The organism is Sorangium sp. KYC3313 (assembly GCF_052075895.1).
Classification (GTDB): Bacteria; Myxococcota_A; Polyangia; order Polyangiales; family Polyangiaceae; genus Sorangium; species Sorangium cellulosum_B.
This window is the reverse complement of the sequence record NZ_CP197255.1, coordinates 664,586-678,980: the sequence shown is the minus strand read 5'-3', so window position 1 is coordinate 678,980 and position 14,395 is coordinate 664,586. Positions and strand designations below refer to the sequence as shown.

The 14,395-nt window shown below is 69.2% G+C and carries 8 protein-coding genes; 5 read left to right on the top strand and 3 right to left on the bottom strand.

The annotated features are described in order from the left end of the window. Positions 1-5: 5 nt before the first annotated feature. Together ACSRUE_RS02680 and ACSRUE_RS02675 are read right to left on the bottom strand one after the other, a co-directional pair. A complete protein-coding gene (locus ACSRUE_RS02680; protein WP_441293049.1) occupies positions 6-992 on the bottom strand; it encodes an NAD(P)H-quinone oxidoreductase in 987 nt (328 codons plus the stop codon). Between the two features lie 25 nt (positions 993-1,017). Beyond that, positions 1,018-2,178: a serine/threonine-protein kinase gene (locus ACSRUE_RS02675; protein WP_441289643.1), complete on the bottom strand. Its 1,161-nt coding sequence runs from the start codon at positions 2,176-2,178 to the stop codon at positions 1,018-1,020. A 524-nt stretch (positions 2,179-2,702) separates the two neighbouring features. Here ACSRUE_RS02675 and ACSRUE_RS02670 point away from each other — a divergent pair. The 5 genes from ACSRUE_RS02670 (at position 2,703) to speB (ending at position 13,442) form a co-directional block, all read left to right on the top strand. Continuing rightward, positions 2,703-4,370: a protein kinase domain-containing protein gene (locus ACSRUE_RS02670; RefSeq protein WP_441289642.1), complete on the top strand. Its 1,668-nt coding sequence runs from the start codon at positions 2,703-2,705 to the stop codon at positions 4,368-4,370. A gap of 439 nt (positions 4,371-4,809) precedes the next feature. Continuing rightward, entirely contained in the window at positions 4,810-7,896 is a 3,087-nt protein-coding gene (locus ACSRUE_RS02665) for an AAA family ATPase (RefSeq protein WP_437762513.1), read from the top strand. 216 nt (positions 7,897-8,112) lie between these two features. Further along, complete coding sequence (locus tag ACSRUE_RS02660) at positions 8,113-10,326, top strand: SulP family inorganic anion transporter (protein WP_437762512.1); 2,214 nt, start codon at positions 8,113-8,115, stop codon at positions 10,324-10,326. Between the two features lie 702 nt (positions 10,327-11,028). Further along, positions 11,029-12,120 carry a polyamine ABC transporter substrate-binding protein gene (locus tag ACSRUE_RS02655; protein ID WP_441289641.1) on the top strand — a complete coding sequence of 364 codons (1,092 nt, stop codon included), beginning with the start codon at positions 11,029-11,031 and terminating at the stop codon, positions 12,118-12,120. A gap of 353 nt (positions 12,121-12,473) precedes the next feature. Next, positions 12,474-13,442 carry an agmatinase gene (gene speB, locus ACSRUE_RS02650; RefSeq protein ID WP_441289640.1) on the top strand — a complete coding sequence of 323 codons (969 nt, stop codon included), beginning with the start codon at positions 12,474-12,476 and terminating at the stop codon, positions 13,440-13,442. A 19-nt stretch (positions 13,443-13,461) separates the two neighbouring features. Here the strand turns inward: speB and ACSRUE_RS02645 are convergent, their stop codons facing one another. Beyond that, a complete protein-coding gene (locus ACSRUE_RS02645) occupies positions 13,462-14,313 on the bottom strand; it encodes a carbon-nitrogen hydrolase family protein (RefSeq protein WP_441289639.1) in 852 nt (283 codons plus the stop codon). Positions 14,314-14,395 lie beyond the last annotated feature (82 nt).

Below are 14,395 nucleotides of genomic sequence, written 5' to 3'. Positions count from 1 at the left end.
CTCGCTCACCCGCCGAGCTGGAGCAGCACCTTCCCGAACGACGCGTTGCTGGCGATGTAAATGTGCGCCGCGGCTGCATCGCCGATCGGGAAGACCCGGTCCACGACCGGCCGCACCGCGCGGCTCGCGAGCCAGGGAGAGATGTTGCGCTCGAGCACCTGCGCCGCCGCGATCTTCTCCTCGATCGGGCGCGAGCGGAGCACGGTGCCGAAGAGCTCGACGCGCTTCCGCAGGACCTCGCGCAGGTCGAGCTCCGCGGACGCGCCGGCCGTCAGCCCGACGAGCGCGATCCGGGCCCTCAGCGCGCACGCCTTGACGTCCTCGCCGACGTACGCGCCTCCGACGAGCTCGAGGACCACGTCGACCCCCGCGCCTCCGGTCGCCTTCAGCACCTCGTCCGCGAACGTCGCGCCCGACGTCGCGATCCCGGCGTGCAGCCCGAGCTCGCGGCAGCGATCCAGCTTGTCCTGCGTGCGCGACGTCCCCACGACGAAGCAGCCGAGCGCGCGGGCGATCTGGAGGCCGGCCGTGCCCACGCCGCTGCCGACCGCGTGCACCAGCGCCCGCTCGCCGGGCGCGAGCCGGGCGCGCGTCACGAGCGCGTCGTAGGCGGTGACGAACGCCTCGGGGACCGCGGCCGCCTCCTCGTCCGTGAGCCCGTCCGGCACCGGCGCGACCTCGCGCTCGTGCGCGACGACCCGCTCGGCGTAGGCGCCGCCCGCGAGGAGGCCGAAGACGCGATCGCCCGGCGCGAAGCGGCGCGCGCCCTTCCCCGTGGCCTCGATCACGCCGGCGTACTCGAGCCCCGGCACGTCCTGGGGCGCGCCGGGCGGCGCCGGGTAAAAGCCCTGCCGCTGGAGCAGATCGGCGCGGTTCACCCCGGCGAAGCGGACGGCGACGCGCACGTGCCCGTCGGGCACCTCGGGCGCATCGACCTCGCGCACCTCGAGGACCTCCGGCCCGCCCGGCTCGCGGATGACGACGGCGCGCATCTTCAATGTACCGCTCACGCCCCGTTCATTCTTCCATGGGCGGCGGGAGCACGCTCTTCCGGTAGAAGTATTCCACCTTCTCGGAGTCCGGATCGGCCGGCTCCTTCTCCGGCTCGGCCGGCGCGTTGCCGCCGATCGCCGCCTCGATCTGCACCTGCTCGAGGGCGTCCATCATCGAGGCCGCGCTCGGGAAGCGCTCCTCGCGATCGAGCGCGAGCGCGCGCATCGTCGCGACGTCGAGCGAGTGGGGCACCTCGGGCCGCAGCATGCGCGGGCGGATCGGCTTCACGCGCTGGATCTCCGCGAGCAGGGCGGCGGCCGTCGGCGCCTTGAACGGCAGCTGCCCGGTGAGCATCACGTAGAGCAGCATGCCCACCGAGTAGAGGTCCGCGCGCGCGTCGAGATCGCGGACGCCCTGCGCCTGCTCCGGCGCCATGAACGCGGGCGTGCCGGCGATCGCGTGGCTCCCCGCGGCGGCCATCGAGACGAGGATCGACGGCGCCGCCCCCGTGTTGAACGCCTCGGCGACGCCGAAATCGAGCACCTTCACGGTGAGCGGGCCGCGGTCGCCGCCGACGAGGCAGATGTTGTCCGGCTTGAGATCGCGGTGGAGGATGCCCTCGGTGTGCGTGACGACGAGCGCGCTGAGCACCTGGACGGCCACGTCCAGCACGACGGGAATGGGCATGGGGCGCTCGCGCGCGAGCCGCTCGGTGATGGTCTCGCCCTCGAGCCGCTCCATCACGAGGTAGGGCGTGCCGTCGTCGAGCACGCCCAGATCGTAGACCTCGACGATGTTCGGATGGCCGAAGCGGCCGGCGACGGCGGCCTCGTTGTGGAAGCGCGCGATGGCCGTCTTGCTCTGAGCGTACTGGCCGCGGAGCGTCTTGATCGCGACCCGGCGCCGCAGGCCGATGTGGATCGCGTCGTAGACCATCCCCATCCCGCCCTTGGCGATGACGCCGAGGATGCGGTAACGGTCGTGCAGCAGGCGGCCGACGAGCGGCGCTTCCTTCGTCGGCCGCGGCTGATCGGGATCGATATCGGGCGGCAGCGGCCCGTCCATCGGCCACCCCGACTCGCCCCTGCTCGTCGGCGGTACCCGCGTCGAGGAGGGCGGGGCGACGCTCGGGGTGAGCGCCGTGCCGTGCACCGGGCACCTCTCGGTGTCCGACGGGTGCGGCAACCCGCACGCCTGGCATCGGATGAAGTGCTGCGGCGGCATCGGGGACCCGGTCAGAGTACGGGTACATCCGCCCATGCAGCAAGCTCGTTCAGGGAGCGAGCGCCCCGGCTGGGGAGGCACGCCCACAGCGTGTGGTTGGGTAGCCAACCCATGTCATCTTCAGCAGCTGGGTTGGATCGGCTCGCGGCTTACGGTAGGCTGAGCTCAAACGTGCCGCAGCCGGTCCGAAAGCCAACCCGACGAGCGCGAGAGGTACCGCGGCGGGGCGGGTACCAGAATTTGCATCCGAACGTAAGACGAAACGTAAGACGAAACGTAAGACGAAACGTGAGACGAAACGTAAGCAGGAACGTGAGGCGGCACGTCGACCTGAACGTTGACCAGCACGTAAGCCAGTACGTAAACCAGTATGTAAGTCGAACGTAAGTCGAGCGTTGGGCAGTGCGTGATGGGCTCGGGGTACGCTTTCCCCGACTGCCAGCAGTGGGGGCCAGCGGGATGGGAAGGGGAAAGAGACAGAGGCCATGAGCACGGCGGAGAAGCTTTCGGACGGTGCCTCGGCCAGCGGTGAGTCCGATCCGCTGCTGGGAAAGGTCTTGAATCAGAAGTTCAAGATCCACTCCCTCCTCGCGACGGGCGGCATGGGCGTCATCTATCGCGGCGAGCAGATCGCTCTCGAGCGCCAGGTCGCGATCAAGGTCCTGACGCCCACGAACTCATCGAATCAGATCGACCCCAACTTTCATAAGCGCTTCTTCCTCGAGGCGAGCATCCTCGCCAGGCTCCAGCACCCGAACATCGTCACGGTCTTCGACTACGGCCGAGTCGAGAACATGGAGCCCGAGCGGTACTTCATGGCCATGGAGTTCCTCGAGGGCGAGACGCTCTTCCGGCGGCTGCGCAAGGCCGGCCGCCTCTCGGCGCCCGACTCGATGGGCGTCGCCCGGCAGATCGCCCGCGGGCTGCGCGAGGCGCACAAGCACGGCGTCGTGCACCGCGATCTGAAGCCGTCGAACGTCATGCTCGTCCCCGGCGAGGACACCGGAGAGCTCGTCAAGATCCTCGACTTCGGCCTCGTGAAGGTGCTCGCGGACGACTCGGAGGAGCTCACGCAGCAGGGCTCGTTCCTCGGCTCCCCGCGCTTCATGTCGCCGGAGCAGATCTCGCACGGCAAGGTCGACCTGCGGACGGACGTGTACTCGCTGGGCGTGATCCTCTATCAGATGCTCTGCGGGAAGGTCCCGTTCGAGGCGCAGAACTCGGTCCAGATCCTGATCGCCCACCTGCAGCAGCCCGTCCCGCGGATGAAGGAGCGCAACCCCGAGGCCGACGTGCCCGAGCCGCTCGAGGCGTTCGTGCTGCGCTGCCTGTCGAAGGATCCGGACGGCCGGCCGGCCAACATGGAGGCCCTCATCCGCGGGCTCGGCGAGTGCGCGCAGGCGATGGGCCTGTCCCCGGCGTTCGGCTCGACGGGCCTCGTGACCATGGACTCCACCGGCACCGGCAGGATGCCGACGCCGATGCCGCCCGTGCGCGTGATGACGGCGATCCCCGCCAGCTCGTCGTCGCCCTCGTCGACGTCCGGCGGCACGACCTCGCAGGTGGACGACGCCTCGCTCGGCGCCGCCTCGCGCCCGGCCGACGCCGCGCCGCAGGGCCGCAAGGGCATCGTGCTCGTCGCGGTGGGCGTCCTCGCCGTCGCGGGCATCGGGGTCGCGATGTCGCAGATGCGCTCCAGCGAGCCGCCGCCGGCGCCGGTCGCCGCGCAACCGGAGAAGCCGCAGGTCGCGCCGCCGCCCGCCGACGTCGGGTCGTTCGTGCTGATGGTCGAGTCCATGCCGTCCGGCGCCGAGGTGCTCGAAGACGGCAAGCCGCTCGGGAACACGCCGCTCCAGCTGTCGCTGTCGAACAGCTCCGTGCGCGCCAACCCGCGCCGGCTGACCGTGCGCCACGAGGGGTACGAGCCGTACTCGATCGTCCAGGGCCCCTCCGATCAGTCCGTGCGCCTGGTCGCCACGCTCACGAAGCAGGCCGCGGCGCCGACGAGCGCGCCTGCCGCGCCGACGCCGCCCCCGGCCGCCCCGGCGCCTCGCCCGTACGCCGGCCGGCCGGCCGCCAGGCCCGCGCCCGCCCCCGACACGCCGCCCCCGCCTCCTTCTCCCCGGCCGCTGGATATCCAGATCGAACGATGACCCTCCAGCGCCCCACACACCACATCGTCGTCTCCCCGTCTGTCTTCACCGCGCGGCCGCTCTGGGCGGATGTCCTCGCCGGCGTGGAGGCACCTTGTTCCAGGCTTTCCGTCGGCGGGCACCCCGCGCGCGGTGAGCGCGGCGACGGCGAAGGAGACGATGTGCCGCATCCTCCGGAACATGCGCAAATGTACGCGCACGAACGCGCGCACGAACGCGCGCGCGAACACGCGCAGGAACACGCGCACGCCCGCCGGTCCGCGCAGCGCGAGGAACGTCAAATCCAGCGGCGAACCCGGCCCGTGCAGACCGCCCGAACGATCGATCGAAGATCCCGGTATTCATCCGTTCCCGCCGGCAGTAGACTCCAGGCTCTGCGTCCCGCAGACGCGCTTCCCAGGCCGATTCCAAGCGGGATCCGTTGCTGAGGAGCAAGGAAATGAACCCGCTCGTCCCCGACTTCATCATCCAGCAAGACGCTCTCGGCAACACCGAGGGCAGCTTCACGGGGGCGGTGCTGATGATCGACATCCCCGGCTTCACCGAGCTCACGGAGAAGCTGATGCAGCACGGCCGCGCGGGCGCGGAGACGCTCGCCGGCACGCTCCGGTACTACTTCGACCCGCTCATCGCCGCGGTCCACCACGCCGGGGGCTTCATCACGAACTTCGCGGGTGATGCGTTCACGGCGCTGTTCCAGGACACGCCGGACCGCAAGGTCGCCGAGTACGTGCTCGGCGCGGCGCTCGCGATGCGCGACCTGTTCGCGGAGCACCCCGAGCGCGACACGCCCTTCGGCAGCTTCCCGTTCTCGTTCCGGATGGGGCTCGCGTGGGGCTCGGTCGAGTGGGGCATCGTCCGCATCTCCCCGGAGCGCGCGTACTACCACTTCCACGGGCAGGCGCTCGCCGCGTGCGTCGCGATCGAGCGGCAAGCGCTGAAGGGCGACATCCTCCTCGACCGCGCGCTCTGCGATCGCATCCCGCCCGCGAGCGCGAAGTACCACGGCGAGGGCGTCTACAAGCTCGGCGACGTGCCGGCGCCCAGGATGCCGCAGGTCCCGAGGAACCCGCCGCGCGGCGAGGGGACCGCGTTCGTGGCGAGGGGCGTCGCGGACATGCCCCCGGAGGGCGAGTTCCGCAACGTCACGAGCGTCTTCCTCTCGTTCGAGCAGATCCCGAGCTTCGCGGAGCTCACGCGCCTCCTGCACGAGCTCTCCGAGCTCTACGGCGGCACCTTCACGGGCATCGACGCGGGCGATCTCGGCATCGCCGCGCTGATCCACTTCGGCGCCCCGATCACCCACGAGAACGACAACGATCGCGCGCTCGACTTCGCGCTGGAGCTGAAGAAGCGCGGCCTCCGGCAGATGCGCCTCCGCGCGGGGATCACGCGCGACGTCCGGTACGCCGGCTTCAACGGCGGCACCGAGCGCCACGAGTTCGCGTGCATCGGCCGCGCGACGAACCTCGCCGCGCGCCTCGTCGCGAAGGCCCCCTGGTCGGCGATCTGGGCCGACGAGCAGGTCTTCCGCGCCGGCGAGACGAGCTACCAGTGGACGACGGAGAACATCTTCCGGTTCAAGGGCTTCGATCTGCCCATCCTCGTCTACTCGCTGGAGCGCCGCCGCATCTCGGTCCAGAAGGAGTTCTACGACCTCGGCCTCATCGGCCGCGAGGCGGAGATCGAGCAGCTCGTGCGCTACGTCGGGCCGATCTTCGAGGGCAAGCCGGCCGGGATCACGTACATCGACGGCGAGCCGGGGCTCGGGAAGAGCTACCTCGTGCAGCGCTTCCGCCACCGGTGCGAGGAGCACCAGAGCGACCGGCCCTTCCTGTGGATCGACGCGCGCTGCGACCAGACGCTCCAGAGCTCGCTGAACGCGTTCGAGTTCGCGCTGAAGGAGTACTTCTGGGAGTCCTCCGCGCTCGGCAAGGAAGAGAAGCTCACGAACTTCGACGACGCGTTCGAGTACCTCCTCGAGCGCCTGCCCGAGAGCCAGGCCGCGCTGAAGCGCGAGCTCGATCGCGCGCGCTCGGTGTTCGCGGCGCTCATCGGCATCCGGTGGGAGGACTCGCCGTACGAGCGCCTGCACCCGAAGCTCCGGTACACGAGCACGCTCTCGGCGCTGAGCTTCGTCTTCCTCGCCGAGGCGTCGCTCCAGCCGGTGATCCTGCACCTCGAGGACGCGCACTGGGCCGACGAGGACTCGCTCGAGGCGGTGCGCGTGATCGCGCGCGCGTGCCGGGGGCTGCCCATCGCGATCATCTGTACGACGCGGCGCAAGGACGACGGCACCCCCGTCCGCATCCCGCTCGACCCGGGCATCAAGGAGAACGTGATCGAGCTGAAGCCGCTGCCGCGCGAGCAGCTCCTCGCGCTCGCGGTCCCGTTCTTCGGCGGCCCGATGCCGGACATGCTCGCGACGCTCCTCTGCGAGACGGCCGGCGGCAACCCGTTCTTCGCGCAGGAGATCCTCGCCTACTGGCTCGAGGACGGGCGCTACGGCTCGAGCTCGAGCTCCATCTCGATCTCGAACACGTTCATGCCGCCGAAGAACGTGAACAGCCTGCTCATCTCGCGCCTCGACCGGCTCGACGCGAAGGTGAAGCAGACGATCGTCGCCGCGGCCGTCCTCGGGCGCGAGTTCGACCTGCGCGTGCTCGCGCTGATGCTCCCCGACGCCTCCGTGCTCGAGGAGCACGTGCGCATCGGCGAGGCGCAGTGCATCTGGTCGCAGATGACGGAGCGGCGCTTCCAGTTCAGCAACGCGCTCCTCCGCAACGCGGCCTACGAGATGCAGTCCCGCGCGCGGCTCCAGGAGCTCCACCGGCTCGCGGCCGAGGCGATCGAGAGCCTCTACGGCGACGACCTCGAGGACCAGCTCGTCGCGCTCGGCCGCCACTGGCGCCGCGCGGGCAAGGTGGACCACGCGCGCCGCTACTTCCTCGCGGGCGCCCGCAAGGCGGCGGCGCGCTACGCCCACGAGGAGGCGACCCGCCTCTACCGCGTCTACTTCAAGCTCTCGCCGGAGCCGACGCCCGAGAGCGTCGTCGTGCGCTACGAGTTCGCCCGCGACGTCCTCGAGGCGAGGGGGCGGTACCAGGAGGCGCGGCAGGAGCACATCCGCGTGCTCACCGACGCCCAGAAGCTTGGCGATCGCGGGTCCGAGTCGCTCGGCTTCCTCGGCCTGGGCCGCACGCACTGGGCGATGCAGCAGCCGGACGACGCGCGCACCTACTGGGAGGAGGGGCTGCGCGCCGCGCGCGAGGCGGGCAACCTGCCGGCCGAAGGGCTCACGCTCGCGAGCCTCGGGATGGCCTACGCCGTCCAGGGCCGGTACGACGCCGCCCGGACGCTCTACTCGCGCGCGATCACGGTCGAGCGGCAGATCGGGAACCGGCGCGAGGAGGCGAGGCTCCTCGGGGAGTTCGCGAAGCTGCACCGGCTGAGCGGCCACCTCGGCGAGGCGGAGGCCCTGCAGGAGCAGGCCGCTGCCATCGAGCGTGAGCTGGGGGCCTCTTGAGCCGGTGGGGGAGGCTGCGGTGCCCTCCGCCCGCGCGAAAGCGACCCCGTCGTCCGACGTCGTCGCGCGTTCCCTAGATCGCGGCGCAGAGGCCCCGCCGGCCCGCGCGGCGCCGGCGCGCCCCGGCCCTCGCCGCCCTGCGAATTCCGCTGACAATCGATCACGAGGTCTCCCAAGAGCATGACACGACAGGCAACAAAGGAGTCACCTGCGCTGTTGAACGAGGAGCTCCTTGAGAAGGCGAAGCCTTCCAAGCTCATGCCCGCCGTGATCGCCGGAATGGTCTCGGGGACGCTGGTCGTCTCGTTCGATATTTCACTTGGCGCGCTGATCTTCAACCACGGGCTCGCCGGTTACCTCTCGAGAGGGATCGGCATCATCCTGATCAGCTCCGTCATCGTCGGCGTGATCGTGTCGCTCCTCAGCTCCTACAAGCCGGTGATCGCCGCGCCGCAGGAGGACGCCGCCGTCATTCTCGCCTCGATGGCGGCGGCGATCACGACGGGCATCGCGCAGAAGGACCCGACGGCGAGCCCGTTCCCGACGGTCGTGGCCGCCATCGCGATCACCTCCGTGGTCGCAGGCGGCTTCTTCCTGCTGCTCGGCCTCTTACGGCTCGGCATCCTGGTCCGCTTCATCCCGTACCCCGTCGCCGGCGGCTTCATCGCCGGCGCCGGCTGGCTCCTCCTCCAGGGCTCGATCTCGGTGATGTCCGGCCAGCCATCGACGCTCGACATTTTCCCGAGCGTCGTGATGGATCCGGAGCTCCTGAAGCGGGTCCTCCCGGGCCTCGTGTTCGGCGTCCTGCTCCTCCTGGTGCTGCGGCGGTTCTCGTCGCTCCTGCTCCTCCCCGTGCTGCTCGGCGGCTCGATCGTGGTGTTCTACGTCTCGCTGGGCCTCGCCGGCGTCAGCGTGCAGCAGGTGCTCGACAGCGGCTGGCTCCTCGGTCCGTTCCCGACCGCGTCGCTCTGGCCGCCGATCGGCGCTTCGGATTTCGGGAAGGTGGACTGGTCGGTCCTGTTCGGCAGCGCGGGCAACATGGCCGCCGTCACGATCATGGCCGCCATCACCGTGCTGCTCAGCGCGTCAGGCGTCGAGCTCGCGACGGAGCAGGAGATCGATCTCGACCGCGAGCTGCGGGCCACGGGCGTCGCCAACATCGTCACGGGCCTCTTCGGCGGCATGGTCGGCTACCTGTCGCTGGCCGAGTCGTCGATGAGCTACAAGGCCGGCTCGAACAGCCGCATCTCGGGGCTGGTCGCGGCGGCGATCAGCTGCGTCGTGCTCTTCGTCGGCGCCGACGCCATCCTGTACTTCCCGCGCCCCGTCCTCGGGGGACTGATCGCCTATCTCGGATTCCACTTCCTCATCAACACGCTCTACGAGGGCTGGTTCCGGCTGCGGCGCATCGAGTACTTCGTCATCGTGGTGATCCTCCTTGTCGTCGCCGTCCGGGGCTTCCTTGTCGGCATCGGCGTGGGGCTCGGCGTCTCGTTCATCCTCTTCGCGCTGAGCTACAGCCGCATCGAGGTGGTGCGCAACGCCATCTCCGGGGTCTACCTGCGCAGCAACGTCGCTCGCAGCGACGGCGAGGAGATGACCCTGACGGAGCGCGCCAAGCAGCTCAACGTGCTCCAGCTCCAAGGCTATATCTTCTTCGGGACGGCGTACAATCTCCTCTCGACCGCCCAGCAGCGCATCCAGAGCGAAGAAGGTGAGGTGCGCTATCTGCTGCTCGACTTCCGCCACGTGAACGGCATCGACTCGTCCGCCATCGCGAGCTTCCTCCGGCTCCGCAGGCTCGCCAAGGCGCACGGCGTCAAGCTCATCTTCACGGAGGTGCGTGTGGACATCCGCAATCACCTCGAGCGGGGCGAGGTCTTCGTCGGCGATGACGACGAGGTCTGCCGGATCTACCCGGATCTGGATCGAGGCCTCGAGGCGTGTGAGAAGGAGATCATCGCAGATGCGCCGCCCAGCATGCTGCCGCCTCCGATGCTGTTCTACGATCTCCAGGATGTATTCGGCGGTCGCCAGGGAATGCTACGTTTCAAGGACTACCTCGAGCGCGTGGAGCTCCCGGATGGGTTCGATCTGTTCCGGGCCGGAGATGTCTCGAAGGACCTCTACCTCATCGAGAGCGGAGAGCTCACGGCCTGGCTCGAGATCGACGGGAAGAAGGTGAAGCGGCTCCGCACGATGGGGCCGGGGTCGGTCGTCGGCGAGTCCGGGCTCTACATGGGCGAGAAGCGGTCGGCGACGGTCACCGCCAGCCGGCAGTCCACGCTCTACCGGCTCACGGAGGAGGCGCTGCATCGAATGACGGAGGAGGCGCCCGAGCTGGCCGCGGCCTTCCATCACTTCGTGGTCACGCTGCTGGCCCGGAGGATCGTGCACTCGACGGGGCCCGTGAAATCGCTGTTCAACTAGACTCGATCGGCTCGGCCTGGAGCGTCGCGTTCCCGTGGAGACTCGCTTGCAGCATGGTGCGACGGCAGTACCCATCCCGCCGGTGCGCGCCGCGCGCCGGGGAGCCGGCGTGTCCGCTCTTCAATGCCGCACGCGTGAGCACCCGGCTCCCGCAGATCCGATCGCGCACGACGCGCACGACGCGCACGACGATCGAGCGCAGCCCGCGAGCATTGCGGTCCTGTGTTCCGGCAACGTCGAAACACGCATTGCCGTGCCGCGCGCCGTTTCACCCGGGGGAGAACAATCTCGTGTAGACGCTGTCCCGGATGCGCGTGGATGCGTGGCGAACACACATTTGAATGCAATTTCGACAATCCCTTTCGGATTCAGAGCCACGGAATGTACGATTCGCCTAAGCTTGCGAACAGTCGTGGTTTCGCTCCGAATGAGAAGGCCAGTTGTGTTGCTCACCGCGCACCACATTTTCCTTGACAAGGGGACGCGCGCTTGCAATCCACGGTCCATAGGGTTGCGGCCGGGGCTGCCCGGCATCCTGCGCGTCCTACCGGCCGATGGGGGCCTCGGTCCGCAGACGCGCTCCGCTGGTTCTCGCTTCCGGAGATCCCAGAGGCCAGCATCGCGCCAGCGAACACCCGCAGGCCTGTCCGCCTTGAGCAGCTGGAGAAAGGACAACTTATGAAGACTCAACGTCGACCCCTGATGGTACTAGCCATTCTGTTGGGTGTCCTATCGGTCGCCGCCTGCGGCAAAGATAAGGCTCCTTCTGAAGCACGTGCAGAGTCGGGCACCAAGGAAGCTGCGGCTCAGCCCTCCGAGCTCAGCGTCCTCATCTTCCCGAACTACCTGGACGACAAGAGCATCAAGGACTTCGAGACGCAGAACAACGCCCGTCTGCGGCTCACGATCTACGACTCCACCGAGGAGATGGAGAGCAAGCTCGCCTATGCGGGCGCCGACGCGCAGTACGACGTCGTCGTGATGGCGGCTCACGCCAGCGGGCGGCTCGCGCGGCGCGGGCTCATCCGCCCCCTGGATCACGCCCAGCTCCCCAACCTGAAGAACCTCGAGTCGCGGTTCTCGGGCCCGAACTTCGACGAGGGCAACAAGTATTCTATCCCTTATCAGTGGGGCACCGTCGCGATCATCTACAACAAGAAGAAGATCCCCAACATGGATCCGACGTGGGGCGTGCTCTTCGACGCCCAGAAGACGCCGGGCACGTTCGTGCTGATCGACGAGATGCGGGACATGGTCGGCGCGGCGCTGAAGTACAAGGGATTTTCCAGCAACACGTCGAAGCCTGAAGAGATCCGGGAGGCCGGGCGCATCCTCAAGGAGGCCAAGAGCAACCCGAAGTGCCTCGGCTTCAAGGGCGGCATCGGCGCGACGCAGGACGTGAAGGGCGGCTCCGTCGACATGGCGGTCGTCTGGAACGGGGACGCGCAGAAGGTGGTCTGGGAGGACAAGGATCGCCTCGCCCTCGTCATTCCGAAGGAAGGCTCCGTGATCTGGGTCGACGTGATGACCGTGCCGACCAAGTCGCCCCACCCCGAGCTGGCTCACAAGTTCATCAATTACATGCTGACCCCCGACGGCGGCGCGCAGCTCTCGATGATGACGAAGTACGCGACCCCGAACAGCGCCGCGCAGGCGAAGCTGCCGGCCGAAGACCGCACGAACCAGCTCATCTACCCGACGGGCGATCTGGCGACCCGCCTGGAGGCCCATCGTGATCTCGGCGAGTCGGCCAAGCTCTACGACGAGGTCTGGGCGGCCGTGAAATCGAACTGACCTCGAGGCGATGGCGCCGACGAGGGGCTCAGCCTCCGATCACGCCGATGCCGATCCTGCGGGACGCGCCGGTGTCGAGCGCGCGCCCGAGCTGGAGTCCGGGCCGCTGCGTGGAGCCGCTGGCAAGACCGAATGCTTCGTTGCCACCGACCTGTCACTCTGGCGCGGCGCTCGTCTCGCCGGCGCGTCCCCGACGCGCGCGCGACGAGCCCGGCTGGCGCGCGGCGTAGCTCGCTGCCACCGGAGCGCATCGCGCCCAAGGCGCCCGACGCGACGAGGTGGAGTGCGTCGATCTGAACGTAAGGACCTCTATGGAAGATCATCGCTCCAAGACCACGTCTCGCGCGAGAGGCATGGTCGTAGACAACGCGTTCACGGCCGATGGCCTCTATGGCGTCCGGCGCGAGCCGACCTACAGCGGCGCGCTCTCCTTCCTGCGCCGCAAGTACACGCGCGATCTGACCGGCGTCGATGTGGCGGTCACCGGCATCCCGCTCGACACGGCGACCAGCAACCGCCCAGGGACGCGCTTCGGCCCGCGCGCGGTGCGGGAGGCCTCGGCGCACCTCGCGTGGAGCCGCCCTTACGGCTACGAGTTCGATCCGCTCGACCGGCTCGCCGTGGTGGACTATGGCGACTGCGTCTGGGATTACGGGCGTCCGGAGGAGAGCCCTGTCGCCATCGAGGAGCACATCGGCCGGATCCTCGACGCCGGGGTGACGCCCCTCTCGATCGGGGGGGATCACTTCGTGAGCTACCCGATCCTGCGCGCCGTGTCCAAGCGCCGCGGGAAGCTCTCGCTGATCCATTTCGACGCTCACTCCGACACGTGGAGCGACGAGGTCGGTTCGGGTCGGGTCGATCACGGCACCATGTTCTTCCACGCGGCGCGGGAGGGCCTCGTGGAGCCCAGCCGCTCGGCGCAGATCGGTCTCCGCACCTACAACGCCGATACGCTCGGCTTCCAGGTGCTCGACGCGCCCTGGGTTCATCGCCATGGCGCGAGGGCGGTGATCGAGCACGTTCGTAACATCGTCGGGGACCACGAGGTTTACCTGACGTTCGACATCGATTTCCTCGACCCGAGCTTCGCGCCCGGCACCGGCACGCCGGTCTGCGGGGGGATGTCCACCGCGGTCGCGCTGGAGATCCTGCGGGGGCTCCAGGGCATCGCGCTCGTCGGCATGGACGTCGTGGAGGTCGCGCCCGCGTACGACGTGGGTGAGATCACGGCGCTGGCTGGCGCGACGATCGCGCAGGAGGGGCTCGGGCTCATCGCGTGCCGGCCTGGGGCGCAGAAAGCAAGGGAGCCGGCCGGGTGACCGCCGCTCTGCGTCGGCTCTACGCGCGTGTCCGGCGGCGCGCTCGGTACGGCGCGAAGACCGCTTCTGGCGAGTCTTCGGTGAACTGGCGGAAGACCCGGTTGAGCCCGCGCGTGCCGTGCGCGCGGACCGTCTGGACGCGGTCGAGATCGAGCACCTCCCCGAGGTACTCCTCCCCGGAGCCGCCCTGGAAGAGGACGCGGCCCTCGGGATCGACCGCGATGGAGCGCCCGCCGCCGATCTCCACCGCGGCGTTCACGTTCACCACATAACACTGGTTCTCGATCGCGCGGGCGCGGGCGAGCACGAGCTCCTCCTCGCGATCCGGCGTCGTGGTGAGCGTCGGGTGCAGGATCACCTCGGCGCCGCGCAGCGCCAGGCCGCGCGCGACCTCGGGATACCAGCCGTCGTAGCAGACCATGAGCCCCAGCCGGCCGACGCGCGGGATGTCGAACACGGGCGCGGGCTCATCGCCCGGCGCACAGGTCTCGAAGGGCATCCAGGGATAGAGCTTGCGGTACCGCGCGACGAGCTTGCCGCTCGGCGAGAAGACGAGCGCGGTATTGTGCAGCTTGTCGCCCGCGCGCTCGTAGATCGACCCGGCGCAGAGCCACCTCCCGGCCCTGCGCGCGATCGCGCCGAGCCGCTTCGTGAGCGGTCCCGGGATCGGCTGGGCGAGCTCGTGCGGCGGGGAAGTGTGGCGGAACGGGTGATCCCCCGTGAGCCACAGCTCGGGAAACAGGTAGAGCTGCGCCTCGGGGAACGAGGCCCCCAGCGTCTGCACCTCGCGCTCGAGCTTCTCGAGCGTCGCAGCAGGGTCGCCGGGCACGGGCCGGGACTGGACTCCGATGACGTGGAGGAGGCGAGCCATACCAGCGACGTTATACACCCCCTCTGCGGCGTGCGTCCGAGGGGCGTCGCGAACGTCGCGCCGGGGGGCGCCTGGCGAGCTC

Coding starts and splice junctions, on each gene's coding strand:
- ACSRUE_RS02680 (WP_441293049.1), bottom strand. CDS start 992: ATGCGCGCCGTCGTCATCCGCGAGCCGGGCGGGCCGGAGGTCCTCGAG.
- ACSRUE_RS02670 (WP_441289642.1), top strand. CDS start 2,703: ATGAGCACGGCGGAGAAGCTTTCGGACGGTGCCTCGGCCAGCGGTGAG.
- ACSRUE_RS02665 (WP_437762513.1), top strand. CDS start 4,810: ATGAACCCGCTCGTCCCCGACTTCATCATCCAGCAAGACGCTCTCGGC.
- ACSRUE_RS02655 (WP_441289641.1), top strand. CDS start 11,029: ATGGTACTAGCCATTCTGTTGGGTGTCCTATCGGTCGCCGCCTGCGGC.
- speB (WP_441289640.1), top strand. CDS start 12,474: ATGGTCGTAGACAACGCGTTCACGGCCGATGGCCTCTATGGCGTCCGG.
- ACSRUE_RS02645 (WP_441289639.1), bottom strand. CDS start 14,313: ATGGCTCGCCTCCTCCACGTCATCGGAGTCCAGTCCCGGCCCGTGCCC.